This window comes from Curtobacterium sp. MCLR17_039 (genome assembly GCF_003234745.1).
GTDB lineage: Bacteria > Actinomycetota > Actinomycetes > Actinomycetales > Microbacteriaceae > Curtobacterium > Curtobacterium flaccumfaciens.
In genome coordinates, this window is record NZ_QKTF01000001.1 from 295,705 (window position 1) to 320,724 (window position 25,020).

Sequence of the window (25,020 nt, forward strand, 5' to 3'; positions counted from 1 at the left end):
CTCGCGGTACCGTCAGCCGGTGATGCTGCTAACGACTGACTGGCACCCGTGGTTCTCGTACGAGTGGTGGAACGACATCGGCGTGCCGGCCCTCGGGGCGGTCGGGAGCATCGCCGTTGGGGCCGGCGCGATCGTCGTTGCGTACCGTTCACACAATCTCGCTGAGCGGGTGCGAGGTGACGAGCAGAAGCGTGAGTCGGATGCGGCCCGCGAGCGTTACCGCGACCAGCTCTTTCGAACGGTGGAGCCGACGGTGACCGCTCTCCTCGCCGTTCGCGCCGAGGTGATGTCGTCAGACCTGATCGGGACCCCTCACGAGACAAGCCTCGGCGCAGCAGTCACAACGCGTCTCCGACTTGTCTCTTCTATCGCGAACGCGGAGGACGAAGATGTCGCCTATGCCGCGGCCGCCGAGTACATGAAGGCTAGGGACACTGGTCGGTCCGACGTCCTCGTGGCCGTTCTCGGCGCACTCGCAGTCACTCTCCCCGCGCTCCTCATCGACGATCAGGACTCGAAAGAACTCGAGACAGAGATCTCGTCGATGGTGAACGACGCGTTGGAGAAGTTGGGGTCGGAAGCATCAGCGCCAAACGACGGCGATACAGACCAGTTGCCGTAGGCGCGCCATCCCTGCAACCAGACCTAGGCGAGAGTCCACGTCGCCGGCCGCGAGGACGCAGCCGACGGCGTCGTGATCCCGGGACTACAGCACAGCCTGCGCGGTGAGGTCGTATGCGGTGAGCTGACCGACGGCGAACGTCGTGGTGCCGGGCTGGACGAACATCTTGAGGTCGATGCTGTTCGTGTTCTCCGGCACGACGAGCTCGGTCGAGAACTTGCCGCGTGTGACTGCCTCGGTGATGTCGAGGAGCTGGTTGTACGTGTCGGTCTGGTTGGACGTGTTGAAGTACGCCTGCAGGCCGGCCGCGCCGGCGGTCTTCGTCACCGCGCCCGAGATCACGATGCGACGGCCGGGGGTCGGCGTGATCCGCTTGTACAGCGTCGCGCCACTGGTGGCGGCGGAGAGCGACAGCTGCTGCATCTTGCCGGGCACGAGCGGGTCTGTGACCACGGAGGGAGTCGCGCCAGTCGGGAGCGAGCCGAACACCCCCCACGGGGCTGCCAGCCCATTCGTCACGGAGCCGTAGTTGAGGCCGTCGAGCACGAGGTTCAGCGCGTCGGTGTTGTCCGACGCGACGGGGATTGTCGCTGCTCCCACGAGCGGCGCGAGCGTGTCGGCGGCGTACTTCCCGAGCAGCGCGTTGCCAATGTTGCCCGGGTGCGTGCCGTCGGTGTTGCCCATCGTGGACTGCAGCAGGTTCCCGGTCGCGGGGTCGACGGTGAGGGCGTAGAAGTCGAGCATCCGGATGCCCTGCACGGCGCAGTACCGGCGCAGCCACGTGTTGTAGTTCACGATCACCGGCCGCTGCGCCGTCGAGTTGATGGTCGGGATGGTGCAGAGCACCGGGACGATGCCCGCAGCTCGGAGCTGGGTGACGATCCCCGTGATGTTCGCGGCGAAGTCGTCGACGGGCACTGGTGTCGCGGAGTCGTTGGTGCCACCGAGAACGACGCACACCGCGGGGTTGTAGTTGATGACGTCCTTCTTGACGCGCGCGAGCATCTTGGCGGTGGTGTCGCCGCTGACGCCGGCGTTAACTGTCTTCGCCAGCTTCCCGCCTGAGTGGAGCATGGCGTAGGTAGGGATGCTGTCGCCGGCCACGGCCACGCTGGTCCCAGGGATGACGCCTGGCCAGGAGTCGCCCTTGTTGGTCGCGCCGAGACCACGGGTGATCGAGTCGCCGAGCCAGGCGATGCCGGATCCGAATGCGCTGGCGGCAAGCGGCGCAAGTCGCCGCCGGAAGTAGAGTCCCTCACCGCCTACGGGCTGGACTTCCACATCGTCGGGTCTCGGCAGTTCCGACCACGGGACCTTTGCGTACGGCTGCATGTTGCCTCTTCCTGTCGTGAGCGGGTCTGCCGGCATCAGCGACCCCCTTGCATCTTGGTGACGTACTGGAACCAGGCGTCGTCGAAGTCCTGCCGCTGGTTGCCGGAGGACACGAACTGTGGAGCGAACGTCATCGACCGGGCGTCGGCAGCAGAGCCCGGCGCAGATGCGTAGACGATCTGCGGTGGGGTCGGCACGTACGTCGGGGTGCCGCCGCGCACGTCGCCGTCCGCGAACGCCTGCAGCCGGCGGCCGGTCTCTTCCCAGATCGCGAGGGACCGGGTCCGTTTCGACGCGGCGAGTGGGATGTACGCCTCCCCGCCGGTCTCAGGCTCAGCCCAGACGCGCATCGTGCCGGCTGCAGCGAACTGCGCCACGTGGTTCTCGGCAACACCACCGTCGCCGTAGAAGTCCATGACCGCGCCGTTGGCGTTGTACGCCGCCTTCGCGGCACCGGGCGCGGCACCGGACTTGATCGCTTCGGTGATGAGCTGCTGGCGGACGGTGATGACGCGGCCGTCGTTGCGGGTGATGAACGCGTTCAGGTCCACCTGCGCCTGCTTAGTGTCGGCGAGGAGCTTGATCTCCTTCGCCGAAGGCAGCTGGAACACACGGTCGGCGAGCTTCTTCACCTCGCCGGCGTTGAACCCGGCAGCGGTCGCGGACTCGATGAACTTCCGCCGCTGCTCCGCCAGGGTGCTCGCGTACTTGTCGGCAGCGTCCTTCGCACCCATGGTCGACTTGTCGACCTCGTACTGCTTCGACGCGGCCTCCTGGGCCCGGTTCGCGAGGCTCGACAGCATGTCGGCGTTGCTGGCACCGATCGCGGTGTTCTCATCGAGCGACGTCGTGTAGCCCTCGGTGTTCTTCCGCTGCTCCGCGACCTGCTCCCCGAGCCCGGCCAGTGCCTCCTGGTACGAAGCGTTCGCGCTGATGGCGTCCTGGTTGACGTCGTTCGCGGCGTTGATCTGGCCGATCAGCTGCTCGAGCTCGTTCGACAGGTCGGAGACGTTCGCGGCCTCGGCCTGGTACTGCTCTGCGACCGTGGCTGCCGTGACGCCGGCTCCGCCGTTGGCCTTCTCCTGGTTGTCGAACGCCGTCTGGCTGTCCTCGACCGCCTTCGCGAGATCCTTGATCTTGCCCTGAGCGGACACAGACCTGAGCGCGACGCCGTCGAAGGCGTGCCCGACGCTGTTCGTCTTCCCGAACTTCTCGAGGGTCTTGTCGAGGGCATCCCCACCCTCGAGGATCGAGTCGGTGAGCTGCTTCTGCGATACGCCGGCTTCCTTCGCCGCCTTGAACGTGTCGTCCTCAGCGAGCTTCCGGACGACCATGGCGCGGCTGTACTTCGTGAGCGCACCGGTCGAGTCGTCGAGGGTGTCGGTGAGCTCCGACGTCATCGCCTGCAGGTTCGCCTGCTTGCCGACCAGGTAGCCGATCGCGAGCGTCACCCCGCCGAGCGCGAGGCCGGCGGCGGCGCTGCGGAGAGCAGCGGTCTTGAAGCTGATGCCCATGGTGTCGAGCTGCACCTTGAGCGCTGCGATCTTCGGGACAGCGATGAGCGCGCCACCACCGACGAGGCCGACACCAGCGGCGAGGGCGGTCACGGCGACGCCAGCGGCGAGGACGGGCTGCGGGAGCGCGTTGATGCCGTCGACGAGGAACGTGGCGGTCTGGACGATGGAGCGGAGGCTGCCGTTCGCGGCCGACCCGGACTGGATCAGTGCCGTGTCGAACGCGCCGCCGAGCTTCTCGACGTCACCCTTGAGGTTGTCGAGCTTCAGGCGGGCGGTCTCCGCGGCGTACCCGTTGTCGTTGACCTTGCCGGTCCACTCGGCGATGCCGGACGCACCCTCGCTGTACAGGACGTTCGCGGCGCGCACAGCGTCGTTGCCGAAGATGGTGGCGAGGGCGGCGTTGCGCTGCTCGTCGGAGAGGGTGCCGAGCTTGTCCTCGAGCTGCGCGGCGATGCCACCGAACGAGAGCATCTTGCCCGACGAGTCGTACACGTCGATGCCGTACTGCTTCATGATCCCGCGCGCCTTGTCGGACGGGTTCTGCAGCGCGATGATCGCCGTCTTCAGCGACGTACCCGCGTCGGAGCCGAGGAGACCCGCGGACGCGAACGCTGCGAGGGTGCCCGTGGTCTCCTCGATGGAGAACCCCGCCTGCGACGCGACGAGACCACCCTGGTTGAGTGCCTGCGCGAGGTCCTTCACGCTGCCCTGCGCCTTGCCGGCACCGGCGGAGAGAAGGTCCGCGATGTGCGGAACCTCGGACCCCTTCTCGTTGAACTGCGTCATCGCCGTTGCGGCGATCTGCGCAGCGTCGGCAACCTCGAGCTCGCCGGCCGAGGCCAGGTCGAGTGCGCCGGAGAGGCCACCGTTGAGGATGTCGGTGGTGCTGACGCCGGCCTTGGAGAGCTCCTCGATGCCGTTCGCGGCCTGCGTGGCGGTGAACACCGTGGTTGCGCCGGCGTCGATCGCTGCGTCGCGAAGCTGGTTCATCTCCGTCACGGACGCATGTGTTGCCGCCTGTACCGACGACATCGCCGCATCGAACTCGGCGTACTTCGCGACGGCGAGCCCCACCGCGGCCGCGGCGACCGCACCGAACGCGAGAGACGCACGGCCAAGGCCCTCGATGGCCTCGCGCTTCTGCCCGAGCTTCTCGGTCTCGGACCCGAGCTCGCGGGTCTTCTTCGCGGCCTGGTCGAAACCGGAGATGTAGCCGGAAACCTCGGCTACTAGGGACGTCTTGACGGTGCGGTTGGCCAACGGAGGACACGCTTCCTAGCGCTTCCCCCGGGAGTTGCTAGGGGTTGTCCTCCGGCCGGACAGCGATGCTGTCTGACCCACCCGCGACGTGTTCGGCAGTGGTGTCCGTCACGTCGATTCTACCCGTGACCAGGGACAAAACGAAGGAACCGCGGGCCGCCTGTTACTGCGGCCCGCGGTTCCGGATCGGGTGTCAGATCGAGCTGCGATCGAACACTCCGTCCTCCACGTCTTCCTCGTCGTTGACGTCGTCCACGATCGGTGTCCGCAGCTCGGCATCGATCCGAGAAAGCTCAGCGATGAGGCGAGCGAGAGCATGGGACGCGACAGTGCCGGAGTCGATTTCCTCGGCGATGCGGCGTCGCAGCGCCTCGAGCACCTGGCGTCTGCTGCCTGCGACGGCGGGGGCGAGCTTCACTTTCTGCGCCCTGGGCACGGCCGCCTCCTTTCGTTTTTTCGAGCCGGGGAGAGACGACGCCTATCCCCTGTGGTACTTCCAGGTGGGGCGAGGGGGGACCCCCGGGTGGGTCACGAGTAGTTGAGGTCCGGGTCGCGATCGAAGAGCTCGTTGACGAATCGCTTCACCTCTCGGGGTGAGTTCTTCGAGTGGGTCACTGTCGTAGCGCCCTCACGCGGTGCCACGTTGCCGAGCAGAGCTTGCGAAGACTGTCCGCCTCCGAGTGCGACGAGGCGTTCGGCCTGGTGTTGGAGCGTCGCTTCGTCGGTCGCGCTGAGGAAGTCGAGGTACTCCGCCTTGATGCCGTGCTCGCCGGCGATGCGGGCCCGGAGTGTGCCGAGCTCCGCTTCTCGCGTCTGTGCTTCGGCGTCCGCCAGTCGGCCCTGCATCTCGGTGAGCTGGGCCTGCAGTTCGGCGGGGGTCGGAGGTTGCGTGTCCGTCATGCTCGTCGTGCCCTAGGCGATCATGTAGGACAGCGTCCGCTGGAAGCCGCCGGAGGTGAGTACCTTCTCGAGGCTCTCGATCTCCTCGGCCGCTGCAGCGGAGTCGGGGTTCTCGGTGGCGAACTGCTTCACCGCTTCCGACCATCCGTTCTCGGATGCCTTGCGGAAGAGCGCGTGCGCCATGGTGCGGTCGTTGCTTCGGAGCGCCTGGCCCATCAGCCGAGCTGCCACGTCCTTGTCCGCCACTCGCTCTGCACGGTCCTGCGCGTCACGGAAAGCGATGATGTCGGTCGCCCCGTACCCGATCTTCGCGTCGAGCTTGGTCTGCAGGCTGCGGATCCGGTCCTTCACCAGAGCAACCTCCTTGTCGCGGAGCTGCCCTGCTTCGGCCTTGGCCTGCGCCTTGGCCTCAGCCAGCTCGGCGGTCTTGCCGGCGTCGCTGAGGTTGCCGTCGCTCTCGATGTTCTTCTGCTGCCGGCCGTAGTCCTTCTGGATCTCGGCGGCCTGGGCGCGGAGGCCGTGCACTTCTGCTTCGAGTTCTGGGGTGATCATCTCTTGTCCGTTCGTTCGGTGTACTGGGCGAGTTGCTCGCGGTCGACGCGCCAGGCGCGTCCCACACGTACGGCGTGCAGCCGGTGTTCCTGGATTGCTTTCCGGATGCCGCGGTCCGAGAGCCCGAGGGCGTCAGCTGCTTGCCGGGTGCTCATCCAGTCCGCAGTGTGATCGAGTTCCGGGGTCGCGGCCTCTCGCGTTCCGGTAGCGGAACTGCGCCAGTTGAGTGCGACGACGGTGAGCGCGACCAATGTGTTGTCGACCTCGGGGTCTTCGCCGCGGTGCTGACGTCGGTAGGCGTCGAGGCCGGCGTGCCGGAGCAGGTAGGCGGCGACTCTGCCGGTGACGGTGACCTCGGGCCCGTGCGAGCCGACGACGAGGTTCTCGGGCTGTCGTGGCATGCGGCGCTCAGCTGGTCGGCGTGGGGTCGTCTTCGGCGAGCGCGCGGCGCAGCATCGCCCACTGTCGACTTGTGGCGTCGCCAAGGTCGTCGCCGGCCGCGTCGAGTCGTTCGTACGCCGGCGCGAGGTAGCTGCGTGCGAGGACCACGATGCTGCCGAAGAGGATGTGGACGACTTCAGCGGTGTCGTGTTCGGCGTCGAGCTGCGCCAGGGCTTCGGAGACCTCACGGGTGAGGGCTTCGGAGCTGGTGGCGTGCGCGGCGGCGCGCAGGGCGAGGATGAATGCTGGGACGCCGACGGTGCCGATGTCGGTGACGCCGATCGGGACCCCGTCACGTTCGATGAACACTCCCTTGCTTGCGCCGGCGAATCGAGCGAGGTCGATGGTGGCGCGGATCAGGTCGTCGTTCTCGTTGTCACTCATCGGTGTCCTCCTCGGGGACCAGGCCGTGGTCGGAGAGCCACTGCTGCATGACGGGGCCCTCCATGCGTCCGCGCTCGGTGAGCACGTCGGCGAGGTCGACGGTCAGCTGGTCGAGGAGGCATTCGTACTTCTCCTGAGCGGCGTCTCGTTCTCCCTCAGCTTTGAGCGCGCGTTCACGCCACTTCGTCGATGCGGACTGCTGCTGTGCCATGGGGTTCTTCCTGTTCGGTGGAGCGGACGAGGCGAGACATCGGATCGAAGGTGACCGCCTCGCGTTCACTTGCCATTGATGTTGCGGTTCTCTTGTGGTTGCTCTTGTGGTTCGGGTTGCGTCACGCAACCCCCGGGGGTTGCGTCAGGCAACTGTCTGGGTTGCGTGACGCAACGGTCTGGGTTGCGTGACGCAACCCGGTCCATTGCGTGGTGCAACTCAGGTCGGGGCTTCCGTGAACGTCGCGCGGCTCGGCTTGGACTGTGGGTCGTAGTCGGGCAGCCAGTACTGGTTGCTGGTTTGTCTCCCGTCTGAGCGGCGGGACTCGACGACGACCAGGCCGAGCTGCTTGTCGAGCGCGTGGACAGCACGCCAAACGGTGACGCGGTCGAGTTCGGTTTCCTCCGCGAGCTTCGGGTAGGACGGCCAGGCGCAGTGCTCGTCCTCGTTGAAGTGGAACGCGATCGCGACGAGCACGGACTTCTGCCCGGGTGTCATCCCGTGCTGCTCGTACGCCCACTTCACGGCCTTGAAGCTCACCCGTCGCACCCCTGCGGGATGTCGGTGGTGTCTGCGATCATGGAGTTCTCTCCTTCGGGCGGGGCCGCGTGGTGTCGGCCCCGCCCGCTTCTGTGTCAGGCGTTGAACTTCTCGGCGCTGCGAAGTGCGTACAGGACGGCCGCACGAAGCTCCATGTGGTCCTCATGGGCGACATCGGTTGTCGGGTCGGGCGGAGCCGTCACCTGGACTGGCTCGGTATCTCCACGAGCGAGCCAGACGGTCCAGGGCCCGTCCTCATCGCGCTTCTCGATCGACACTGCGGCGAGCGCTGTGCGGACGGTACGGAAGCGGTGCCCGGTGTCGCGGGAGGTGTGCCAGAGACCGAATCGGATGCAGCCGCGCTGTGTGCACCGTTCGTAGGTGCTGGCGTCCATCAGCTGACCCGTCGGACACGGTTCGCCATGGCGGCGAGCTCCGCGGCGAGCCGATCGGCTTCTGCCGGCGTCATGTGCTTCGCGAGCTCACACGTACCGTCCTCGCTGAGCGTGAGGAGGACGACGTCGAGTCGTCGGGTCCGGGGCTTGCCCTCGTCCTGCGTCCACCCGTTCGTCACCTCCACGGCGGATGCCTGCCCGACTGTGGGCGGGATCGACACTGACGGACGGATCTCTGTGACCTCGGCCATCAGGCGCTCACGTCAACGTCGACGTCGATCATCAGTTCCAGCTCGAGCTGCACGAGGGGGTCGGGCGCGGGCAGCCAGAGCGCGCAGCGCCACATGCGCTCCCCCGTCCGGCGATGGGTGGCCTCTCCCCACGTCTCGGCATCGCCCACGGTGCGGAGCTCATGCGGAAGGATCACGGCGTTGTGGGCAGCTGCTTCACGCTCGTGTGGCATCACTCCGATGCCGAGAACGATGTCGATGCGCTGCGAATCCGGGAAGATCTGGATCTCTCCGATCGTCCGCGTGACGACACCGTCACGCACTTCCGGCCGCACGCGCGTGAAGATCGCGTCACGAATGCTGATCGGGTAGGCCGCACTTGCTGCGAGTGCCTCTGAGCTGATCCCGGATGGCTTGTGGTGCGAGGACTGTCTGGTGTTCACTGGTCTCGTCCGTTCTGGTTCATCTGCTGGTTACTGGACTCGCCCCGGGTTGCCGCCCGGGGCTCTTTCTTGTTCACGAGGCCTCCGCAAACTGCGCCTCGATGTACGCCTCGATGTCCGTCTCACGGACGAACACCCGGCCGCCGATCTTCGCGGCCTTCACGGGGCAGTCCTTCTGCGCGAGCCACCACCGCATGGCAGCCTCTGTCTTCCGCACGAGCGGTGCCGCCTCGACGATGGTCAGCAGCTTCTGCATGGTTGTCCTTTCGTTGTCGTGGACGACTTCATATCGACAGCATGCACGCGTTCGTAGTCGTGGTCAACTACGACACACCAGAGTTGACTCCGACTACCTTTGGAGTATGGTCAAGTCCTGTGGAGATTGATGACGCCCAGATCGGCCGGAACGTAGCTCGAGCGCGAGGCTCGATGTCGCAGAAGGACCTCGCCGTCGCTATGCGCGAGCGTGGCCACAGGTGGTCGCAGGCCACCGTGTGGAACGTCGAGCGCGGAGAGCGTCCCCTGCGCCTCAGCGAGGCGAACTCACTCGCCGAGATCCTTGAGGTGCTGAGCATCCACACCTTCACGGTGACTGACGTGCAGGAACGGGTGTTCGGAATCATGAAGCAGCTCGCCGCTGCCCAGGCCTACATGGAGGACCAGGTCGAGGAGGTCTTGCGGCTGCAACGGCGGCTGGCCGCTGAGGCCGACGCGTTGGTTCGTCAGGACGAGACTGCACTCGACGCCGGCGAGCTCGGCAAGAGCGTCCGCTACGACGTGGGCGTCATACCCGTCGAGCTGGTCCACGACGCACAGACCCAGCTGCTGCTTGAGCTCAGGAATCAGGACGACCGCGGCCCCTACACACAGGCGATGCTCGACGGCCTCGAACAGATCAAGTGGACGGTGGACGAGTAGCCATGTCGAGCATCAGGCAGAGGCCGAACGGCAAGTGGCGCGCACGGTACCGCGACGACAGCGGACGAGAGCACGCGAAGCACTTCGACCGAAAACGGGACGCGCAGGACTGGCTCGACACCACGGCGAGCGCCGTCATCACCGGCACCTACGTCGACCCGAAGACAGCACGCACGACCCTGCGCGCGTTCTACGACGAGTGGGCCCCTCGTCAGATCTGGGCGTCGTCGACGCGGGACTCGTACGACATCACCATGAACGACTGCACCTTCGCTGCGATCGAGACGGGCAAGCTGCGTCGCAGCCACGTGGAGTCGTGGGTGAAGTACATGCAGGCGCGCCTCGCGCCGGGGACGATCAAGACCCGCATGGGCAACGTGCGCACCGTGATCCGGGCAGCGATGGCGGATCGGATCCTGACCGTCGATCCCTCGATCGGCGTCCGACTCCCCCGCACCCGTCGCGCGGAGGTTGCGATGGTGATCCCGTCGCCAGAGCAGGTCGGGGCGATCATGGATGCCGCCGAGGACTGGTTCAGGCCCTTTGTCGCGCTCGCCGCGTTCGCCGGCCTCCGCATCGGTGAAGTCGCCGGCGTGCAGGTCGGCGACGTCGAGTTCCTCAAGCGCACGCTGCACGTCACCCGGCAGGTGCAGAAGGAGCCCGGCACACTGTCCGTCATCCCCCCAAAGCACGGCAGTGAGCGACCGGTGTACCTCCCCGACGAGCTCGTGGCCTTGCTGTCGAAGCACGTTGCGAACATCGGAGTCCACGGCGACGATGGCTGGCTCCTGCCTGGCCGACCGCCGAACCCGGACTCCCTGCGCTGGCACTTCACCCGAACGCTCGAGCGCGCCGGCGTCAGCGGCTTCACTCCCCACGATCTGCGCCACTACTTCGCCTCGGGCTTGATCGCGCACGGTGCCGACGTGGTCACGGTGCAGCGCGCTCTCGGGCACGCGAAGGCGACGACGACGCTCAACACGTACAGCCACCTCTGGGGCACAGCAGAAGACCGCACCCGGACCGCTGCTGCGGACCTGATGCGGTCGTCCCGCGTTGCTGCGGACTCCTCGCGGACTGGCAGGTCTGAAACGGCCTGATTCCCGCGCGGGCACTACTCGCCTCGGACTTGCATCCTAACTCCGAGGTCCGACGTGTGGCGCTGTGCGATGTCCGCGACGGCCCGTTCGAGGTTCGGGTCCTCGCCGCGTGCGAGTCCGGCGTACTCGAGGTCGTACTCGCCGCCCTGCGCATCGCGGCGCGGGACGACCTTCACCCAGACGCGGCGGCGCGGGACGAACAGCGAGGTGAGCAGACCGAGGGTGGAGAGCAGGGCGAACCCGCCCACCCAGAGCTGCGAGGGGTCGTGGTGGACGTCGAGGGAGACGTACCGCTTGACGCCGTCGAAGGTGATCGACCCGGCGCCCTCCGGCAGCTTCTTCGTCTGGCCGGGCTCGAGCGCGATGCTCGCGGTGTCCGACTGCCGACCGGCGATCTGGTCGAGGCCCTTGGTGCTCAGCGTGTACACGCTCTGCGGCACACCGCTGTCGAGCCCGAGGTCACCCGTGTAGACCTGCAGCGTCAGCAGCGGGTTCTGGGTGTCCGGGTAGGCACTCGAGTACGCGCCGCTCGCGAGCTTCGATGCCGTGGGGTAGAAGAACCCGACCATGCCGAGCTGGTCCGGCTTCGCGTCCGGCACCTTGATGACGCCGGTGGAGGTGTAGTTCGCGTCCTCCGGCAGGAACGGCACGACGTCCTTGAACGCCACGTTCCCGTCGCCGTCACGCACCGTGACCTGCATCGCGTAGCCGTTGCCGAGCAGGTAGACGTTCGTGCCGCCGACGTGCAGCGGGTCGTTCACACCGAGGCGGCTCGTCTTCGGCTCGCCGCCCTTCTCGGTGCTCGTGACGGTGGCCGAGTAGTCGAGCGCCTGGCCGAGGGCGTCGAGGTTGCGCTCCTCGTACTTCGTCACGAACTTGTCGAGGCGCAGGTTGTAGCCCTTGAGGTCGGTCTGCTGGAACCAGCGACCGGGGTTGAACGAGTCGTACGAGCCGAGCACGTTCGAGAAGGTCTGCCCCTCGACCAGCAGGCGCTGTCCGGTGAAGCCGAATCCGCCGCCGACACCGACCGCCAGGAGCACCCCGACGAGGGCGGCGTGGAACACCAGGTTGCCGGTCTCGCGCAGGTAGCCGCGCTCCGCGCTCACCGAGTCACCGAACCGCTCGACGCGGTACCCGGACCGCTTCAGGATCGCCATCGCACGCGTCACCGCGTGCTCGGCGGACGGGAGGCCCGTGGTCGCGTCGATCCCGGTCGTCCCGTCGATCATCGCGTCGGGTTGCACCGCCACGGTGCGGAAGCCCGCCAGTCGCGTCAGGCGCGCGGGGGTCTTCGGCGGACGGGTCCGCAGGGCCTGCCAGTGGTGCTTCGTGCGGGGCACGATGCAGCCGATGAGCGAGATGAAGAGCAGCAGGTAGATCGCGGAGAACCACACCGAGGTGTAGGTGTCGAAGACCTGGAGCTTGTCGAGGACCGGGTAGAGCTGCGGGTGGTCCGCCTTGTACTGCACGACGCCGTTCGGGTCGGCGGTGCGCTGCGGGACGAGCGAGCCCGGGATCGCCGCGAGGGCGAGCAGCATGAGCAGGAACAGCGCCGTGCGCATGCTCGTCAGCTGCCGCCAGAAGAACCGGAGGTACCCGACGAAGCCGAGCTTCGGCTGGTTGACGCCGCCGTCGGTGGGGCCGGAGCCGTCGACGTGGTCGGACGGCCGCTGCGGGTCGGAGGCGCTGTCGGCCCCGTCGCCTGCGCCCGTCGGGATGTGCTCGTTGAGGTCAGACCGCGGGGACAAAGCTCTGGATCACCGCCCCGACGCTCGACATGACGGCCGACCAGATACCGGTGACCATGAGCAGACCGATGACGATCAGGATCGCTCCTCCGATGATGTTGACGGTGCGCATGTGACGCTTCACCGCCGCGATGGCCCCCGTAGCCCAGCCGGCGCCGAGGGCGACGAGGACGAACGGGATGCCGAGCCCGAGGCAGTACGCCACCCCGAGCCACATGCCCTGCCAGGCGCTGCCCGACTGGACACTGAGCAGGTTGATGGCCGCCAGGGTCGGGCCGAGGCACGGAGTCCAGCCGAGGCCGAACACGATGCCGAGCAGGGGGGCACCGAGGAGCCCCGTGGCCGGGGTCCAGCTGGGCTTGATGGTGCGCTGCAGGAACGTGAACCGACCGACGAACACCAGTCCCATCGCGATCACGACGACCCCGAGGATCTGCGTGATGAGGTCGCGCCACCGCACGAGCCAGAAGCCGAGCGCCCCGAACACGGTGGTGTACGCCACGAACACCGCGGTGAACCCGGCGATGAACAGCAGCACGCCGAGCACCACACGGCCCCGACGCTGCCCGCCCTCGGCGACTCCGCCGACGTACCCGAGGTACCCCGGAACGAGCGGCAGCACGCACGGGGACAGGAACGACACGAGCCCGGCGAGCGCCGCCACGGGCAGCGCCACGGCCATCTGGCCGCTCAGGATCGCGTCGGCGAAGGGATTGGAGGTCACGGGTCAGGAGGCCTTGCCGGCGTCGAGCTCGTCGCTGACCAGGGTCTTCAGGATGCTCGTGCCGTCGATCGCGCCGAGGACCCGGGCGGCGACGCGGCCCTTGGTGTCGAGGACGATCGTGGCGGGCACCGCGTTCGGTGCGATCTGCCCGGACATCGCCAGCTGCATCGTGCCCGTGCGCTGATCGAGGACGGTCGGGTACTGCACGTCGAAGGTGCGCTCGAAGGCGGCCGCGGTCGCTGCTTCGTCGCGGACGTTGACACCGATGAACGCGACGTCGTCGGCGCCGGCGTACTCGTCGTGCACCTGGTTGAGGTACTTCGCCTCGGCACGGCACGGCGGGCAGCTGGCGTACCAGAAGTTCAGGACGACGACCTTGCCACGGAGGTCCTTCGACGAGACGGTGTCGCCGTTCGAGTCCTCGGCCCGGAAGGTGACCGGGTCGGTGCGGTCCTTCGCGGAGACCTCGGTCACGGCGCCGTCGCCGGAGATGTAGTTCTGGGTCGTGCCGTTGCCGTACTGCTTCGCGATGCCGCCGCTGTCCGACGAGCAGCCGGACAGGACCAGGACGGCGGCCACGGCCGTCGCCGCGAGGACCGCGAACCGCTTGCTGATGACGCGCACACTGCTCGTGCTGTTCACACTGCTCCTTCGTCGACGGCGGTCGCGCGCAGTTCCTGCGCGGGGTCCGCGTACCCGACCTCGGTGAACCGACCGGTCGACGTGGCGGGCGCACGTTCGACGGTGGTGATGCTCGACAGGTCGCAGCGGCGCTTGCGCGGGTCGTGCCACAGGGGCTCCCCCGCGAGCTTCCGGTGGACCATCCAGATCGGTAGCTGGTGGCTGACCAGCACGACGTCGCCCTCGTCCACGCTCTCCCACGCCGTGGTCATCGCCGCGAGCATGCGGTTGGCGATGGACTCGTACGCCTCGCCCCAGCTGGGACGCAGTGGGTTCGCGATCCACGGCCACTCCGCCGGGCGGCCGAGCGAGCGCTTCGTGAACCCGGGAGGCTGCCCCTCGTAGCGGTTCGTCGGTTCGATCAGGCGCTCGTCGAGCGTCACGTCGAGCCCGTAGGCGGCCGACCAGGGCGCGGCGGACTCCTGCGTGCGCTGCAGCGGGGACGCGACGATCCGACGCACGTCGACGCCGGCGTCCTTCCAGGCGGTGGCGGAGGCCTGGGCCATCCGCGTGCCGAGGTCACTCAGCCCGAAGCCCGGGAGCCGGCCGTAGAGGACGCGGCCCGGGTTGTGCACCTCTCCGTGCCGGACGAGGTGGAGACGGGTCGCGGGCATGGGTTCCAGTGTAGGTCGCCCGCGGTTCCCACCGCCCCCTCAGGTGATTCACCGGATGCGGAAGCACTCAGCCGCCGAGCTCACCGGAGAGCCGCCCGTGCAGCGCGATCGACCCCGTGTCGAGGTTCACCACCTCGACGGTCGACCCGTGCTTCGCGAACCGCTGTTCGACCCCGTCGAGCGCCGCGACCGTGGACGCGTCGAACACGTGGGCGTCGGCCAGGTCGATGATCACGTGCTCCGGGTCCTCGGCGTAGGAGAACCGTGTGACGAGATCGTTCGACGAGGCGAAGAACAGCGCCCCGCGGACCCGGTACCGCACGGTGCGGTCGTCGACCGGCTCGCGGACCACGGTCACCACGTGCGCCACCCGTCGGGCGAAGACCAGGGCCGCCACGACCACGCCGACGAGCACCCCGGTGGCGAGGTTCTCGGTCACGACGACCACCACGACGGTGACGAGCATGACCGCGGTCTCGCCGAGCGGCATCCGTCGGAGGGTGCGCGGTCGGATGCTGTGCCAGTCGAAGGTCGCGACGCAGACCATGAGCATGACCGCCGTCAGTGCCGCCATCGGGATCTGGGCCACGAGGTCGTGGAGCACGATCGTCAGGACCAGCACCGAGACCCCGGCCGCGAAGGTCGAGACGCGGGTCCGGGCACCCGCGGTCTTCACGTTGATCACCGTCTGGCCGATCATCGCGCAGCCGCCGGTCCCGCCGAAGAAGGCGGACGCGATGTTCGCGATGCCCTGACCCCACGACTCGCGCCACTTGCTCGAGCCCGTCTCCGTGATGGAGTCGACCAATTGCGCGGTGAGCAGGGTCTCGATCATGCCGACGATCGCGACGCCGAACGCGTACGGGGCGATGATCTGCAGCGTCTCGAAGGTGAACGGCGTCGTGATGCCGCCGAAGCCCGGGAGCGCCGTCGGCAGGGCGCCCTCGTCGCCGACCGTCGGCACGGCGATGCTGAACACCATCGTGAGGCCGGTGACGACGACCACCGCGATGAGCGGTGCGGGGACCGCCTTCGTCAGGAACGGGAAGCCGACGATGATCGCGATGCCGAGCACGGTCAGCGGCCAGACGACGAACGGGACGTCGTCGCCGAGCAGGTTCGGCAGCTGGGCGGTGAAGATGAGGATGGCCAGGGCGTTCACGAACGCGACGTTGACGCTGCGCGGGATGAAGCGCATCAGCCGTGCCACCCCGAGGAACCCGAGCACGAGCTGGAACACGCCACCCAGCACGATCGCGGGCACGAGGTACTCGATCCCGTGCTCCCGGACGAGCGGGGCGATGACGAGCGCCACCGAGCCGGCTGCGGCGGAGATCATCGCCGGGCGACCGCCGACGATCGAGATCACGATCGCGATGACGACGCTCGAGAACAGCCCGACCGCGGGATCGACCCCGGCGACGACGGAGAACGAGATCGCCTCGGGGATGAGGGCCAGCGCGGTGACGATGCCGGCCAGGACCTCTCGGGTGAGCATGCGGGGCGAGCGGAGGGCGGCGAGGACGCTCGGAGCCGTCGGCGCGTGTGTGATCACGGACATCGATCGGAACTCTACCCTCACGTGAGGGTAGAGTCGTACCCGTGAGCACCAGCGACGTCCCCGACACGATGCACATCGGCGAACTCGCCGACCGCGCCGGCATGTCCCTGCGCACCATCCGGCACTACGACGAGGTCGGGCTGCTCGTACCGAGCGGCCGCACCACCGGCGGGTTCCGGGTCTACACGGCGCAGGACCTCGAACGGTTGCTCGTGATCCGCCGGATGAAGCCGCTCGGGTTCACCCTCGACGAGATGGCCGAGCTGCTCCGCGTGGTCGACGCCCTCGCGACGAAGGACCCCGAGGACGAACCAGCGCTGGCGGCCCGCCTCGACGCGTACCTCGAGGACGCCCGAGCCCGTCACGCCAAGCTCGTCGAGCGGGCCGGCATGGCCGAGGAGTTCATCGGCACGCTCGGGTCACTCCGCGCTTCGCTCCCCTGACGTGGCGACGTCCTCGGCGAGCACCCTGGCGCGCATGCGCTGCCGCTCGAGTTCGAGCTTGAGCTCCCCCTCCTCAACGTGGAGCTGCCAGTCGATCGCCCCACGTTGCGCCCAGTCCCACGTGCTCTCGCCAGGCGCAGGACCGATGTACGGCCGCTCCGCGGGAACCGTGTCCTCCTTCCGGACCAGCTCGCGCCAGGCACGGCGCAGACGGGTCGTCATCACGGTCTCCTCTTCTCGATGAACAGTTCCGCAAGCACCCTTGCAGCGGGTTCTTCTCCGGCAGGCACTTTCTGCATGTCGTACATCGCCTGTGCCAGGTTCCGGCCGATCTCGCGGCGCCCGACCTCGGCCGCGGTGATCAGGTCGAACACCACGGTCAACCGCGCCCAGTAGCGGTCCCGTTGTTCCCGCGCGACGTCCCGCCGCAGGCGGCCAGGTCGCGAGCTCCCCTGTCCCCGTCCCCACCCGGTCCCCCTCTCGTCCCGCGACCCGGCCACGTCGAGAACGCTACGGAGTCCACGCGCGCCGCCACGGGCCTCCCGGCATTCGGTGGAGAACGCCGGACGCAGGCGGCCGTGTGGAGGGAGGAACCCTGCCGCCCACGCCCCCGGACGCAGGCGGTTAGACTCGACCACCGTGATCGAACGCACCCGCATCGCCGACCTGGCAGCCCTCCCCGACGGTCCCGTCTCCGTGGCCGGATGGGTCGAGACCGTCCGAGACCAGAAGAAGGTGCAGTTCGTCGTGCTGCGCGACGAGACCGGCGCCGTCCAGCTCGTGAACCCGGCGACGCGCGAGGCCGAGGACGGCGACGACGCCGCACAGTCCGCGCTCGCGACCACCAACGAGATCTCCGGCCTGGCGCACGGCACCTTCGTGCACGTCACGGGCACGCTGAAGCACGACGAGCGCGTGAAGCTCGGCGGGCTCGAGGTCAAGATCGGTGCGCTGCAGGTGGTGAGCGCCGCGATCCCGGAGACCCCGATCGCCGACGACTCGTCGCTCGACAAGCGTCTCGACTGGCGCTTCCTCGACCTGCGCAACCGCAAGCAGAACCTGATCTTCCGCATCCAGACGACGCTGGAGCACGCGTTCCGCACGTACTGGGTCGACCGCGACTACATCGAGATCCACACCCCGAAGCTCATGGCGTCGGCGTCCGAGTCGCGCGCCGAGCTGTTCCAGCTCGAGTACTTCGAGACGACCGCCTACCTGGCCCAGTCGCCGCAGAACTTCAAGCAGATGGCACAGCCGGCCGGCTTCGGTGCCGTGTTCGAGATCGCCGACGCCTTCCGCGCCGACCCCTCGTTCACGAGCCGCCACGCGACCGAGTTCACCAGCGTCGACGCCGAGTTCTCGTGGATCGAGTCCCACGAGGACGTCATGGCGATGCATGAAGAGGTCCTGGTCGCCGGCATCACCGCCGTCAAGGAGAAGTACGGCAAGGACATCGCCGAGGTCTTCGGCTTCGAGCTGCAGGTCCCCGCGACGCCGTTCCCCCGCGTGACCCTGGCCGACGCGCGCAAGATCGTCGCCGACAGCGGCTACGACGTCGTCCGCGCCGACGGTGACCTGGACCCCGAGGGCGAGCGCCGCGTCGCCGCCTGGGCGAAGGAGCACCACGGCTCCGAGTTCGTGTTCGTCACCGAGTACGACGCCTCGATCCGGCCGTACTACCACATGCGCAAGCCCGGCGACCCGTCGGTCACCAACAGCTACGACCTCATCTTCAACGGCGCCGAGATCTCCACGGGTGCCCAGCGTGAGCACCGCGTCGACGTGCTCGAGGCGCAGGCCGTCGAGAAGGGCCTCGACCCGGAGGAGCTCGGCTGGTACCTCGACTTCTTCCGCTACGGCGTCCCGCCGCACGGCGGCTTCGGCATGGGCCTCGCGCGCGTGCTGATGCTCATGCTCGGTGAGCCGTCGATCCGCGAGGTCACGTACCTGTTCCGTGGCCCGACGCGCCTGACCCCGTAGGTCCCGCGCTGCGCGGCGCCGCCGCGCGCACATGGTGAGCAGCAATGGTCGCCTCCCGATGCGGGAGGCGACCATTGCTGCTCACGAAGCGACGAGCGCGCGCGGACGGGAGTCCCGGCTCAGCTCTGCCAGTCGATGGCGGCCCGCGCCGTGACCAGTTCGCGGATCGCCGCTGCCGCGGCCTGGTGCTCCGGGTGCACCTGGTACGCATCGAGCCCGGCGAGGTCGTCGAAGCTGGCGACGACGGCGACGTCGTGGTTCTTGTCCGGGTAGGCGACGTTCTCGACGACCTCGAGCGAGCGGATCGACTCGACGGTGCCGACCAGACCGGTCAGGAGTTCGCGGATGCGGGCGATCGACGCGGTGCGGTCGAGATCGGTCCGCAGGGACCAGGAGACGACGTGGGAGATCATGCGCGGGCCTCGGCCTTCTCGAGCGCACGTGCGAGCCGGTCGGCGTCGACGTGCCAGTTGCTGTGGACGCGCCCGTCGATCAGCACGACGGGGATGTCCTCCGCGTACTCCTGGCGGAGGGCGTCGTCGTCGAGGATCGAGCGTTCCTGCAGGGTGACCCCCGGGTGGTCGGCGACGACGCGTTCGACCACGGGTCGGGCGTCGTCGCAGAGGTGGCATCCGGGCTTCGTCAGGAACGTCACTGCGGGCATGGTCCCAGCGTAGTCCGGGAACGCGAAAGCCCCGGCGAACCGGGGCTTCTCGTGCAGGTCCTCCGACCTGCGCAGACCTGTGAGGGTCTACTTCTTGTTGCGGCGCTGGTGACGCGTCTTGCGAAGGAGCTTGCGGTGCTTCTTCTTCGCCATGCGCTTACGACGCTTCTTGATGACAGAACCCATGTGGACCTCGCTCGGACTGATGCTGATGTACGGACACCGGGCCGAAGAGACCGCGGAAAATCAACCTGCCCGAGTCTACCGGCTGCCCGCTGTGATGTCGAACGCGCCCTCAGCCGACGTCCGCCACGCCACCGCGCAGCACGTCGGCGACGGTCGACTCGGGGACACGGAAGGAGCGGCCGAAGCGGATGGCGGGGAGCTCACCGGCGTGCACCATCCGGTACACGGTCATCTTCGAGACGCGCATCATCTCGGCGACCTCAGCGACGGTGAGGAAGCGCACGTCGTCGAAACTGCCGGTCATGGTCCGCCTTCGGGGCTCGCACGCGCGCTGCGCACGGGAGTGGTGTGACCTGTGTGGTCAGTGGCAACTGTAGAGGCGCGTGCGACCCGGTGTCCAGGATCAGTCCGCGGCCGGTGCCCACCGGCCCGCCGCGGGCTCAGTCCTCGTCGCCCCGGCGGGTGAAGCGCTTGCGGCTGCGGTCGACGACGCGCTCCCAGCCCTGCTGCGCTCCGGAGATCGCCGCGGTGGCCCGGTACGACGCCTCGGCCATCACACGACCGAGCTCGGTGCCCACCTCCACCGTCGCCTTGCCGGCCGTGCCGTTCCGGCGGATCGACACCGGCTGGCCGTCCGGCGTCCACGCGGTGGTGGCCGGGGTGCCGTCGGCGTCGACCGCGCCCGTGAACGGCAGGACCCAGTCCTCCAGGTGCACGAGTGGCTCCGGGTCGAGCCGGTAGTAGCGGTGCTGCCCTTCTTCGCGACTGGTGACGAGCCCGATGTCACGCAGGACACGCAGGTGCTTCGACACCGTGGGCTGACTGACCCCGAGGCGTTCGACGAGCTGGCCGACGCTCAGCTCCCCGCCGGTGACGTCCGAACCGTAGGCGGACAACAGCGTGCCGAGCAGCTCGCGCCGGGTCGGGTCCGCCACGACGGAGAAGATGTCGGCCATGGGGCAAGGCTAGCCGGGGCACCACGGATGTACCATGACGAACCGTCCCGGCCCATGTCCTCGGAGGCATACGCATGCTCGACCGAACCGAGCCGATCCCGCACCACGTGAGTGTCGGCCGACGGCGAGCGAGCCGGATCGCGACGGTGCTGCGGTCGTCGCCGTCCCGACTGGCGATCGTCGTGTTCATCGCGCTGATCTTCCTGTTCACGGTGGCCTTCATGACGCCGTGGGCCACGGCGGACCGCAGCAGCACCCACTTCGCGGACGCCCTCTTCACCGCGGCGTCGGTGGTCTGCGTCACCGGGCTGTCCACGGTCGACATGGCGACGCACTGGTCGGTGTTCGGCAAGGTCCTGGTGGTCATCGGCACCCAGATCGGTGCCGTCGGTGTCCTGACCTTCGCGTCCATCCTCGGCCTGTTCGTCACCCGGAAGCTCGGCCTGCGCGCGAAGCTCATGGCGGCCGGCGACTCGAACCCGCTCCGCACCCACCACGGCGCCGTGCCCGAGGGGCAGGCCGTCCGGCTCGGCGAGGTCGGCACCCTGCTCGCGACGGTGGCGGTGAGCACCCTGTCGATCGAGATCGTCCTCGGCCTGCTGCTCCTGCCGTCGGTGCTCATCGCCGGCATCCCGTTCTGGACCGCGGTCGGCGACTCCTTCTACTACGCGGCGATGGCCTTCACGAACACCGGGTTCTCGCCGAACGCCGACGGCCTCGACCCGTTCGCCCACGACTACTGGTTCCTGACGCTGCTCATGATCGGTGTCGTGGCGGGGTCCATCGGGTTCCCGGTGATCCGCGCCCTGACGAAGCAGCTGCGCACCCCGCGGCGCTGGCCGATCCACGTCAAGCTCACGCTGGCGACGAGCGCGGTCCTGCTCCTCGGCGGCGCGGTCGTCTACACCGCCCTCGAGGCGTCGAACCCGACGACCTTCGGCGAAGAAGGAGCCGGGCGCACCGCGTTCCAGGCACTCTTCCTGTCGACGATGACCCGCTCCGGCGGGTTCTCGCTCGTCGACTTCGACCAGCTCAACGGCTCGAGCCTGCTCGTCACGGACATGCTCATGTTCATCGGTGGCGGGTCCGCCTCGACGGCCGGCGGCATCAAGGTGACGACCCTCGCGGTGCTGTTCCTGGCCGCGGTCGCCGAGGCCCGCGGCCGCCAGAGCATGGAGGCCTTCGGTCGCCGGATCCCGAGCGACGTCCTGCGGGTCGCGGTTGCCATCGTGCTCTGGGGAGCGACGATCGTGGCCGTCGCGACCGTGGTGCTCCTGCAGATCACCGACGACTCGCTCGACCGCGTGCTGTTCGAGGTGATCTCGGCGTTCTCGACCAGCGGTCTGTCCTCCGGCGTGTCCGCGAACCTGCCGGAATCGGGCAAGTACGTGCTCGCCGCCACCATGTTCCTCGGCCGGGTCGGTACAGTGACCATCGCCGCTGCCCTGGCCGCCAGCCAGAGCCGGCAACTGTTCCGCCGTCCCGAGGAGAGGCCGATCGTTGGCTGACCGCACCCGTTCGTCGCACCAGCACGGTGCCATCAGTCACGACGCTCCCGTCCTCGTCATCGGGCTCGGTCGCTTCGGGGCCGCCACCGCCGGGCAGCTCGAACGCCAGGACCGCGAGGTGCTCGTCGTCGACACCGACGCCGGACTGGTGCAGAAGTGGTCCGACCGGGTCACCCACGCGGTGCAGGCGGACGCGACCGACATCGACGCGCTCCGGCAGATCGGCGCGCAGGACTTCGCCATCGCCGTCGTCGGCACGGGCAGCGACCTGGAGTCGAGCGTGCTCATCACGGCGAACCTGGTCGACCTCGGCGTCCCCCAGATCTGGGCGAAGGCGATCAGCCGCTCGCACGGCACGATCCTGTCCCGCATCGGCGCCAACCACGTCGTCTACCCCGAGCGCGAGGCCGGCGAGCGCACGGCGCACCTGGTCTCCGGCCGGATGCTCGACTTCATCGAGTTCGACGACGACTTCGCCGTGGTCAAGATGTTCCCGCCGCGCGCGGTCCGCGGCAAGGACCTCGCCACCACCGTGATCCGCACCCGCTTCGGCCTGACCGTGCTCGGCATCAAGCCGCCCGGCAACCCGTTCGTGCCGGCGACGCCGGACAGCGTCATCGGTGAGGACGACGTCATCATCGTCTCGGGTTCCGAGACCGACCTGGAGCGCTTCGCCGCGTACGAGTAGCGACCACCGGACGGACGGGAGGCCCGTGGCGACGCCGCCCCGGGCCTCCCGTCCGCACTGTGGCTGCGCCCACGAGGCGGTGTGCGTCTACGACGCGGCGATCTCCTCGGCACGCGCGATCGCGGCGCGCGACGCGCGCAGCAGCGTGTCCGCCAGGTCGGCGTCCTGCAGCACCGCGACGGCCCGTTCCGTCGTGCCCTTCGGGCTCGTCACCGCACGGCGCAGGTCGGCGGGCTCGCGGCCCGACCGCTCGAGCAGCTCGACAGCGCCGCGGACGGTGCCCTGCACCATCGTCGCCGCCTGCTCGTGGGTGAACCCGAGCTCCTCGGCGGCACGCTGCCACTGCTCGACCAGCAGGAAGACGTAGGCGGGACCGGAGCCGGACACGGCGGACAGTGCGTCGAGCTGCTCCTCCGGCACCTCGATGACCTCGCCCGAGGCGGTGAACACCGACGACGCCAGTGCGACGGCCTCGGCGTCGGCCGAGGTGCCCGCGCTGATGCCGGTGACGCCGTGGCCGACGCCGATCGGGGTGTTCGGCAGGGCACGGACGACCCGGACGCCGGCGGGCACCCGAGCCTCCATGCTCGCGGTGGTGGTGCCGACGGCGACGCTGACCAGGACGGCACCGGGCTCCAGGTCGTCGGCGACCTCGTCGAGCAGGTCCGCGATCATGTACGGCTTCACGCCGACCACGACGAGGGCCGCGCCACGGACGGCCGCCCGGTTGGCGTCGGGGTCGGTGTCGCTCGCGGTGGCGTCGAGGCCGCGCTCCCGGTGGGCAGCAGCGGACGCCTCCGACTTCGTGGTGAGGGTCACGGTGGCCGGGTCGAGTCCCGCGGCGAGCAGGCCGTCGAGGACCGCGCCGGACATGGAGCCGACGCCGAGCAGGGCGGTGCGGGGCAGGTCGATCGTCATGCTCCCGACCCTACCGACGCGACCCGCCTAGGATCGTGTCGCAGACCACGAGAAGGGGACAGCTGTGAGCGCTTCCGGAGGCACGAAGGCGATCTTCGCCGCACTCGGTGCCAACATCGGCATCGCGATCGTGAAGTTCATCGCGGCGGCGATCAGCGGATCGGCGTCGATGCTGGCCGAGGGCGTGCACTCCCTGGCCGACTCCGCGAACCAGCTCCTGCTGCTGCTCGGTGGCCGCAAGGCCCGGCGAGCGGCGGACCAGGAGCACCCCTTCGGCTACGGGCGTGAACGCTACGTGTACGCGTTCGTCGTCTCCATCATCCTGTTCTCGGTCGGCGGTGTCTTCTCGCTCTACGAGGGCATCGAGAAGCTCGCCCACCCGCACCCGCTCGAGAACTGGTGGCTCCCCCTCGTCGTGCTCGTCATCGCCATCGGTCTCGAGGGCTTCTCGCTCCGCACCGCCCTGCACGAGGCCCGACCGCAGAAGGGTTCGCAGAGCTGGGTGCAGTTCGTGCGCCGTGCGAAGGCCCCCGAGTTGCCCGTCGTGATGCTCGAGGACACCGCGGCCCTGCTCGGCCTGGTCTTCGCCCTGTTCGGCGTCGGACTGACGGCGATCACCGGCAACGGGGTGTTCGACGCGATCGGCACGATGCTCATCGCGGCGCTGCTCATCGCGGTCGCGGTGGTGCTCGGCATCGAGACGAAGAGCCTGCTCGTCGGCGAGGGCGCGACCGCCGCCGACGTCGAGCGCATCAAGCAGGCGGTGCTCGACGGCCCCGAGGTCGACGCGATCATCCACCTGAAGACCCTGTACCTCGGACCGGACGAGCTGATGGTCGGCGTGAAGGTCGCCGTCGACGGGGACCGCCGGCTCGGTGACGTCGCCGCCGGCATCGACACCGTCGAGCAGCGTGTCCGGAGCGCCGTGCCGATCGCCCGGGTGATCTACGTCGAACCCGACGTCCTGCGCACCGGGCCGCAGCCGCCGACCGAGGCGATCGTCATCCTCGCCGCGGACTGAAGAAGTCGTCGAGCAGCTCGGCACACGCCTGCTCGAGCACGCCCCCGATGACCTCGGAGCGGTGCGGCAGCCGGCGGTCCCTGGCGATGTCGTAGACGCTGCCGCTGGCGCCCGCCTTCGGGTCCCACGCGCCGAACACGACCCGGGGCACGCGTGCGGCCATGACGGCGCCGGCGCACATCGGGCAGGGCTCGAGCGTCACCACGAGCGTGTGCTCCTCGAGGTGCCAGTCCCCCGTCACCGCCGCCGCAGCACGCAGCGCCAGGACCTCGGCGTGGGCCGTCGGGTCCTGCCGCGCCTCGCGCTCGTTCCGGCCGGTGGCGACCACGACGCCGTCGCGGTCGAGCACCACCGCGCCGACCGGCACGTCGTCGGTCTCCAGGCACCGTCGGGCCTCGTCGAGCGCACGCTCCATCGCCGGGACGAACGGGCGGGCTGCGGGCTCCTCCACGGGACCTCCTGACGGTCGGCGGCACGCTAGGC

35 protein-coding genes are annotated in these 25,020 nt (G+C 68.7%); 8 read left to right on the forward strand and 27 right to left on the reverse strand.

All coding sequences use genetic code 11. From position 1 onward, the window contains the following. Positions 1–19: 19 nt before the first annotated feature. Entirely contained in the window at positions 20–622 is a 603-nt protein-coding gene (locus DEJ00_RS01365; RefSeq protein WP_111056192.1) for a hypothetical protein, read from the forward strand. An 84-nt stretch (positions 623–706) separates the two neighbouring features. Here the strand turns inward: DEJ00_RS01365 and DEJ00_RS01370 are convergent, their stop codons facing one another. From DEJ00_RS01370 to DEJ00_RS01430, 13 genes are all read right to left on the reverse strand, one after another. Beyond that, positions 707–1,990 (reverse strand): GDSL-type esterase/lipase family protein, encoded by a 1,284-nt coding sequence (locus DEJ00_RS01370; protein WP_111056193.1) that lies wholly within the window; start codon positions 1,988–1,990, stop codon positions 707–709. Next, a complete protein-coding gene (locus DEJ00_RS01375) occupies positions 1,990–4,731 on the reverse strand; it encodes a phage tail tape measure protein (protein ID WP_111056194.1) in 2,742 nt (913 codons plus the stop codon). The genes DEJ00_RS01370 and DEJ00_RS01375 overlap by 1 nt, the downstream gene beginning before the upstream one ends. A 193-nt stretch (positions 4,732–4,924) precedes the next feature. Further along, a complete protein-coding gene (locus DEJ00_RS01380; RefSeq protein ID WP_111056195.1) occupies positions 4,925–5,167 on the reverse strand; it encodes a hypothetical protein in 243 nt (80 codons plus the stop codon). Positions 5,168–5,259: 92 nt separating this feature from the next. Beyond that, positions 5,260–5,631, reverse strand: coding sequence for a hypothetical protein (locus DEJ00_RS18380; protein WP_181440054.1), 372 nt, complete (start codon positions 5,629–5,631; stop codon positions 5,260–5,262). A gap of 12 nt (positions 5,632–5,643) precedes the next feature. Next, a complete protein-coding gene (locus DEJ00_RS01390; RefSeq protein WP_111056196.1) occupies positions 5,644–6,183 on the reverse strand; it encodes a hypothetical protein in 540 nt (179 codons plus the stop codon). Beyond that, entirely contained in the window at positions 6,180–6,584 is a 405-nt protein-coding gene (locus DEJ00_RS01395) for a helix-turn-helix domain-containing protein (protein ID WP_111056197.1), read from the reverse strand. The genes DEJ00_RS01390 and DEJ00_RS01395 overlap by 4 nt, the downstream gene beginning before the upstream one ends. 7 nt (positions 6,585–6,591) lie before the next feature. Next, on the reverse strand, positions 6,592–7,008 hold the full coding sequence (locus tag DEJ00_RS01400) for a hypothetical protein (RefSeq protein WP_111056198.1): 417 nt from the start codon (positions 7,006–7,008) through the stop codon (positions 6,592–6,594). Further along, entirely contained in the window at positions 7,001–7,219 is a 219-nt protein-coding gene (locus tag DEJ00_RS01405) for a hypothetical protein (RefSeq protein ID WP_111056199.1), read from the reverse strand. Before DEJ00_RS01405 ends, DEJ00_RS01400 begins: the two co-directional genes overlap by 8 nt. 219 nt (positions 7,220–7,438) lie before the next feature. Next, entirely contained in the window at positions 7,439–7,759 is a 321-nt protein-coding gene (locus DEJ00_RS01410) for a helix-turn-helix domain-containing protein (protein WP_111056200.1), read from the reverse strand. A gap of 95 nt (positions 7,760–7,854) precedes the next feature. After that, entirely contained in the window at positions 7,855–8,154 is a 300-nt protein-coding gene (locus DEJ00_RS01415; protein WP_111056201.1) for a hypothetical protein, read from the reverse strand. Next, positions 8,154–8,405 (reverse strand): hypothetical protein, encoded by a 252-nt coding sequence (locus tag DEJ00_RS01420; RefSeq protein ID WP_111056202.1) that lies wholly within the window; start codon positions 8,403–8,405, stop codon positions 8,154–8,156. The genes DEJ00_RS01415 and DEJ00_RS01420 overlap by 1 nt, the downstream gene beginning before the upstream one ends. Beyond that, the gene (locus DEJ00_RS01425; RefSeq protein WP_111056203.1) at positions 8,405–8,827 is read right to left on the reverse strand and encodes a hypothetical protein; all 423 of its coding nucleotides are present in this window, start codon (positions 8,825–8,827) and stop codon (positions 8,405–8,407) included. The genes DEJ00_RS01420 and DEJ00_RS01425 overlap by 1 nt, the downstream gene beginning before the upstream one ends. A 73-nt stretch (positions 8,828–8,900) precedes the next feature. After that, positions 8,901–9,083 (reverse strand): helix-turn-helix domain-containing protein, encoded by a 183-nt coding sequence (locus DEJ00_RS01430; protein ID WP_111056204.1) that lies wholly within the window; start codon positions 9,081–9,083, stop codon positions 8,901–8,903. Positions 9,084–9,256: 173 nt separating this feature from the next. Between DEJ00_RS01430 and DEJ00_RS01435 the strand changes: the two genes are divergently transcribed. Beyond that, positions 9,257–9,745, forward strand: a complete 489-nt coding sequence (locus DEJ00_RS01435; protein WP_111056205.1) for a helix-turn-helix transcriptional regulator — start codon at positions 9,257–9,259, stop codon at positions 9,743–9,745. Positions 9,746–9,747: 2 nt separating this feature from the next. Then, entirely contained in the window at positions 9,748–10,845 is a 1,098-nt protein-coding gene (locus DEJ00_RS01440; protein ID WP_111056206.1) for a site-specific integrase, read from the forward strand. Between the two features lie 14 nt (positions 10,846–10,859). Here DEJ00_RS01440 and DEJ00_RS01445 read toward each other — a convergent pair whose 3' ends face one another. The 5 genes from DEJ00_RS01445 to DEJ00_RS01465 form a co-directional block, all read right to left on the reverse strand. Beyond that, a complete protein-coding gene (locus DEJ00_RS01445) occupies positions 10,860–12,593 on the reverse strand; it encodes a cytochrome c biogenesis protein ResB (RefSeq protein WP_258373483.1) in 1,734 nt (577 codons plus the stop codon). After that, a complete protein-coding gene (locus tag DEJ00_RS01450) occupies positions 12,577–13,275 on the reverse strand; it encodes a cytochrome c biogenesis CcdA family protein (RefSeq protein ID WP_071247888.1) in 699 nt (232 codons plus the stop codon). Before DEJ00_RS01450 ends, DEJ00_RS01445 begins: the two co-directional genes overlap by 17 nt. Before the next feature lie 45 nt (positions 13,276–13,320). Next, positions 13,321–13,959, reverse strand: coding sequence for a TlpA disulfide reductase family protein (locus DEJ00_RS01455; protein ID WP_027466343.1), 639 nt, complete (start codon positions 13,957–13,959; stop codon positions 13,321–13,323). Further along, positions 13,956–14,612, reverse strand: a complete 657-nt coding sequence (locus DEJ00_RS01460; protein ID WP_071247418.1) for a histidine phosphatase family protein — start codon at positions 14,610–14,612, stop codon at positions 13,956–13,958. The genes DEJ00_RS01455 and DEJ00_RS01460 overlap by 4 nt, the downstream gene beginning before the upstream one ends. A gap of 67 nt (positions 14,613–14,679) precedes the next feature. Further along, a complete protein-coding gene (locus DEJ00_RS01465) occupies positions 14,680–16,173 on the reverse strand; it encodes a SulP family inorganic anion transporter (protein ID WP_111056207.1) in 1,494 nt (497 codons plus the stop codon). 41 nt (positions 16,174–16,214) lie between these two features. Between DEJ00_RS01465 and DEJ00_RS01470 the strand changes: the two genes are divergently transcribed. After that, entirely contained in the window at positions 16,215–16,616 is a 402-nt protein-coding gene (locus tag DEJ00_RS01470; RefSeq protein ID WP_371830603.1) for a MerR family transcriptional regulator, read from the forward strand. Here DEJ00_RS01470 and DEJ00_RS01475 read toward each other — a convergent pair. Together DEJ00_RS01475 and DEJ00_RS18385 are read right to left on the reverse strand one after the other, a co-directional pair. Further along, positions 16,593–16,838, reverse strand: coding sequence for a hypothetical protein (locus tag DEJ00_RS01475; protein WP_146247853.1), 246 nt, complete (start codon positions 16,836–16,838; stop codon positions 16,593–16,595). The two genes, DEJ00_RS01470 and DEJ00_RS01475, sit on opposite strands and share 24 nt — an antisense overlap. Continuing rightward, positions 16,838–16,990, reverse strand: coding sequence for a hypothetical protein (locus DEJ00_RS18385; RefSeq protein WP_181440055.1), 153 nt, complete (start codon positions 16,988–16,990; stop codon positions 16,838–16,840). The genes DEJ00_RS01475 and DEJ00_RS18385 overlap by 1 nt, the downstream gene beginning before the upstream one ends. Before the next feature lie 265 nt (positions 16,991–17,255). Here DEJ00_RS18385 and aspS point away from each other — a divergent pair, with 265 nt between their 5' ends. After that, positions 17,256–18,596, forward strand: a complete 1,341-nt coding sequence (aspS, locus tag DEJ00_RS01485) for an aspartate--tRNA(Asn) ligase (RefSeq protein WP_027466337.1) — start codon at positions 17,256–17,258, stop codon at positions 18,594–18,596. A gap of 119 nt (positions 18,597–18,715) precedes the next feature. Here aspS and DEJ00_RS01490 read toward each other — a convergent pair whose 3' ends face one another. The 5 genes from DEJ00_RS01490 to DEJ00_RS01510 form a co-directional block, all read right to left on the reverse strand. Further along, positions 18,716–19,009 (reverse strand): Dabb family protein, encoded by a 294-nt coding sequence (locus tag DEJ00_RS01490; RefSeq protein ID WP_071247431.1) that lies wholly within the window; start codon positions 19,007–19,009, stop codon positions 18,716–18,718. Next, a complete protein-coding gene (locus tag DEJ00_RS01495) occupies positions 19,006–19,260 on the reverse strand; it encodes a glutaredoxin family protein (RefSeq protein WP_071247435.1) in 255 nt (84 codons plus the stop codon). The genes DEJ00_RS01490 and DEJ00_RS01495 overlap by 4 nt, the downstream gene beginning before the upstream one ends. An 87-nt stretch (positions 19,261–19,347) precedes the next feature. Continuing rightward, complete coding sequence (locus DEJ00_RS01500; protein ID WP_003792170.1) at positions 19,348–19,446, reverse strand: 30S ribosomal protein bS22; 99 nt, start codon at positions 19,444–19,446, stop codon at positions 19,348–19,350. 109 nt (positions 19,447–19,555) lie between these two features. After that, complete coding sequence (locus DEJ00_RS01505; RefSeq protein WP_111056210.1) at positions 19,556–19,750, reverse strand: helix-turn-helix domain-containing protein; 195 nt, start codon at positions 19,748–19,750, stop codon at positions 19,556–19,558. Positions 19,751–19,886: 136 nt separating this feature from the next. Beyond that, the gene (locus DEJ00_RS01510) at positions 19,887–20,402 is read right to left on the reverse strand and encodes a helix-turn-helix transcriptional regulator (RefSeq protein WP_051596885.1); all 516 of its coding nucleotides are present in this window, start codon (positions 20,400–20,402) and stop codon (positions 19,887–19,889) included. A gap of 74 nt (positions 20,403–20,476) precedes the next feature. Between DEJ00_RS01510 and DEJ00_RS01515 the strand changes: the two genes are divergently transcribed. Continuing rightward, positions 20,477–21,910, forward strand: a complete 1,434-nt coding sequence (locus DEJ00_RS01515) for a TrkH family potassium uptake protein (RefSeq protein WP_027466334.1) — start codon at positions 20,477–20,479, stop codon at positions 21,908–21,910. Next, positions 21,903–22,598 (forward strand): TrkA family potassium uptake protein, encoded by a 696-nt coding sequence (locus DEJ00_RS01520; RefSeq protein WP_216852501.1) that lies wholly within the window; start codon positions 21,903–21,905, stop codon positions 22,596–22,598. Before DEJ00_RS01515 ends, DEJ00_RS01520 begins: the two co-directional genes overlap by 8 nt. Positions 22,599–22,685: 87 nt before the next feature. Here the strand turns inward: DEJ00_RS01520 and proC are convergent, their stop codons facing one another. Next, positions 22,686–23,516 carry a pyrroline-5-carboxylate reductase gene (gene proC, locus DEJ00_RS01525; RefSeq protein WP_027466332.1) on the reverse strand — a complete coding sequence of 277 codons (831 nt, stop codon included), beginning with the start codon at positions 23,514–23,516 and terminating at the stop codon, positions 22,686–22,688. Between the two features lie 64 nt (positions 23,517–23,580). Here proC and DEJ00_RS01530 point away from each other — a divergent pair, with 64 nt between their 5' ends. After that, positions 23,581–24,537, forward strand: a complete 957-nt coding sequence (locus tag DEJ00_RS01530; RefSeq protein WP_027466331.1) for a cation diffusion facilitator family transporter — start codon at positions 23,581–23,583, stop codon at positions 24,535–24,537. Here DEJ00_RS01530 and DEJ00_RS01535 read toward each other — a convergent pair. Next, complete coding sequence (locus tag DEJ00_RS01535) at positions 24,518–24,952, reverse strand: nucleoside deaminase (RefSeq protein WP_071247896.1); 435 nt, start codon at positions 24,950–24,952, stop codon at positions 24,518–24,520. The genes DEJ00_RS01530 and DEJ00_RS01535 overlap by 20 nt on opposite strands. Positions 24,953–25,020: the final 68 nt, after the last annotated feature.

What these genes read in the sequence shown, in the direction of transcription:
- DEJ00_RS01465 (WP_111056207.1), bottom strand. Translation starts at nt 16,173, where the DNA reads ATGTCCGTGATCACACACGCGCCGACGGCTCCGAGCGTCCTCGCCGCC.
- DEJ00_RS01430 (WP_111056204.1), bottom strand. Translation starts at nt 9,083, where the DNA reads ATGCAGAAGCTGCTGACCATCGTCGAGGCGGCACCGCTCGTGCGGAAG.
- DEJ00_RS01510 (WP_051596885.1), bottom strand. Translation starts at nt 20,402, where the DNA reads ATGGCCGACATCTTCTCCGTCGTGGCGGACCCGACCCGGCGCGAGCTG.
- DEJ00_RS01435 (WP_111056205.1), top strand. Translation starts at nt 9,257, where the DNA reads ATGTCGCAGAAGGACCTCGCCGTCGCTATGCGCGAGCGTGGCCACAGG.
- DEJ00_RS01370 (WP_111056193.1), bottom strand. Translation starts at nt 1,990, where the DNA reads ATGCCGGCAGACCCGCTCACGACAGGAAGAGGCAACATGCAGCCGTAC.
- DEJ00_RS01475 (WP_146247853.1), bottom strand. Translation starts at nt 16,838, where the DNA reads ATGACGACCCGTCTGCGCCGTGCCTGGCGCGAGCTGGTCCGGAAGGAG.
- DEJ00_RS01440 (WP_111056206.1), top strand. Translation starts at nt 9,748, where the DNA reads ATGTCGAGCATCAGGCAGAGGCCGAACGGCAAGTGGCGCGCACGGTAC.
- DEJ00_RS18380 (WP_181440054.1), bottom strand. Translation starts at nt 5,631, where the DNA reads ATGACGGACACGCAACCTCCGACCCCCGCCGAACTGCAGGCCCAGCTC.
- DEJ00_RS01420 (WP_111056202.1), bottom strand. Translation starts at nt 8,405, where the DNA reads ATGGCCGAGGTCACAGAGATCCGTCCGTCAGTGTCGATCCCGCCCACA.
- DEJ00_RS01460 (WP_071247418.1), bottom strand. Translation starts at nt 14,612, where the DNA reads ATGCCCGCGACCCGTCTCCACCTCGTCCGGCACGGAGAGGTGCACAAC.
- DEJ00_RS01515 (WP_027466334.1), top strand. Translation starts at nt 20,477, where the DNA reads ATGCTCGACCGAACCGAGCCGATCCCGCACCACGTGAGTGTCGGCCGA.
- DEJ00_RS01415 (WP_111056201.1), bottom strand. Translation starts at nt 8,154, where the DNA reads ATGGACGCCAGCACCTACGAACGGTGCACACAGCGCGGCTGCATCCGA.
- DEJ00_RS01490 (WP_071247431.1), bottom strand. Translation starts at nt 19,009, where the DNA reads ATGATCTCCCACGTCGTCTCCTGGTCCCTGCGGACCGATCTCGACCGC.
- DEJ00_RS01535 (WP_071247896.1), bottom strand. Translation starts at nt 24,952, where the DNA reads ATGGAGCGTGCGCTCGACGAGGCCCGACGGTGCCTGGAGACCGACGAC.
- DEJ00_RS01505 (WP_111056210.1), bottom strand. Translation starts at nt 19,750, where the DNA reads ATGACCGGCAGTTTCGACGACGTGCGCTTCCTCACCGTCGCTGAGGTC.
- DEJ00_RS01500 (WP_003792170.1), bottom strand. Translation starts at nt 19,446, where the DNA reads ATGGGTTCTGTCATCAAGAAGCGTCGTAAGCGCATGGCGAAGAAGAAG.
- DEJ00_RS01400 (WP_111056198.1), bottom strand. Translation starts at nt 7,008, where the DNA reads ATGAGTGACAACGAGAACGACGACCTGATCCGCGCCACCATCGACCTC.
- DEJ00_RS01395 (WP_111056197.1), bottom strand. Translation starts at nt 6,584, where the DNA reads ATGCCACGACAGCCCGAGAACCTCGTCGTCGGCTCGCACGGGCCCGAG.
- DEJ00_RS01405 (WP_111056199.1), bottom strand. Translation starts at nt 7,219, where the DNA reads ATGGCACAGCAGCAGTCCGCATCGACGAAGTGGCGTGAACGCGCGCTC.
- DEJ00_RS01450 (WP_071247888.1), bottom strand. Translation starts at nt 13,275, where the DNA reads ATGGCCGTGGCGCTGCCCGTGGCGGCGCTCGCCGGGCTCGTGTCGTTC.
- DEJ00_RS01390 (WP_111056196.1), bottom strand. Translation starts at nt 6,183, where the DNA reads ATGATCACCCCAGAACTCGAAGCAGAAGTGCACGGCCTCCGCGCCCAG.
- proC (WP_027466332.1), bottom strand. Translation starts at nt 23,516, where the DNA reads ATGACGATCGACCTGCCCCGCACCGCCCTGCTCGGCGTCGGCTCCATG.
- DEJ00_RS01495 (WP_071247435.1), bottom strand. Translation starts at nt 19,260, where the DNA reads ATGCCCGCAGTGACGTTCCTGACGAAGCCCGGATGCCACCTCTGCGAC.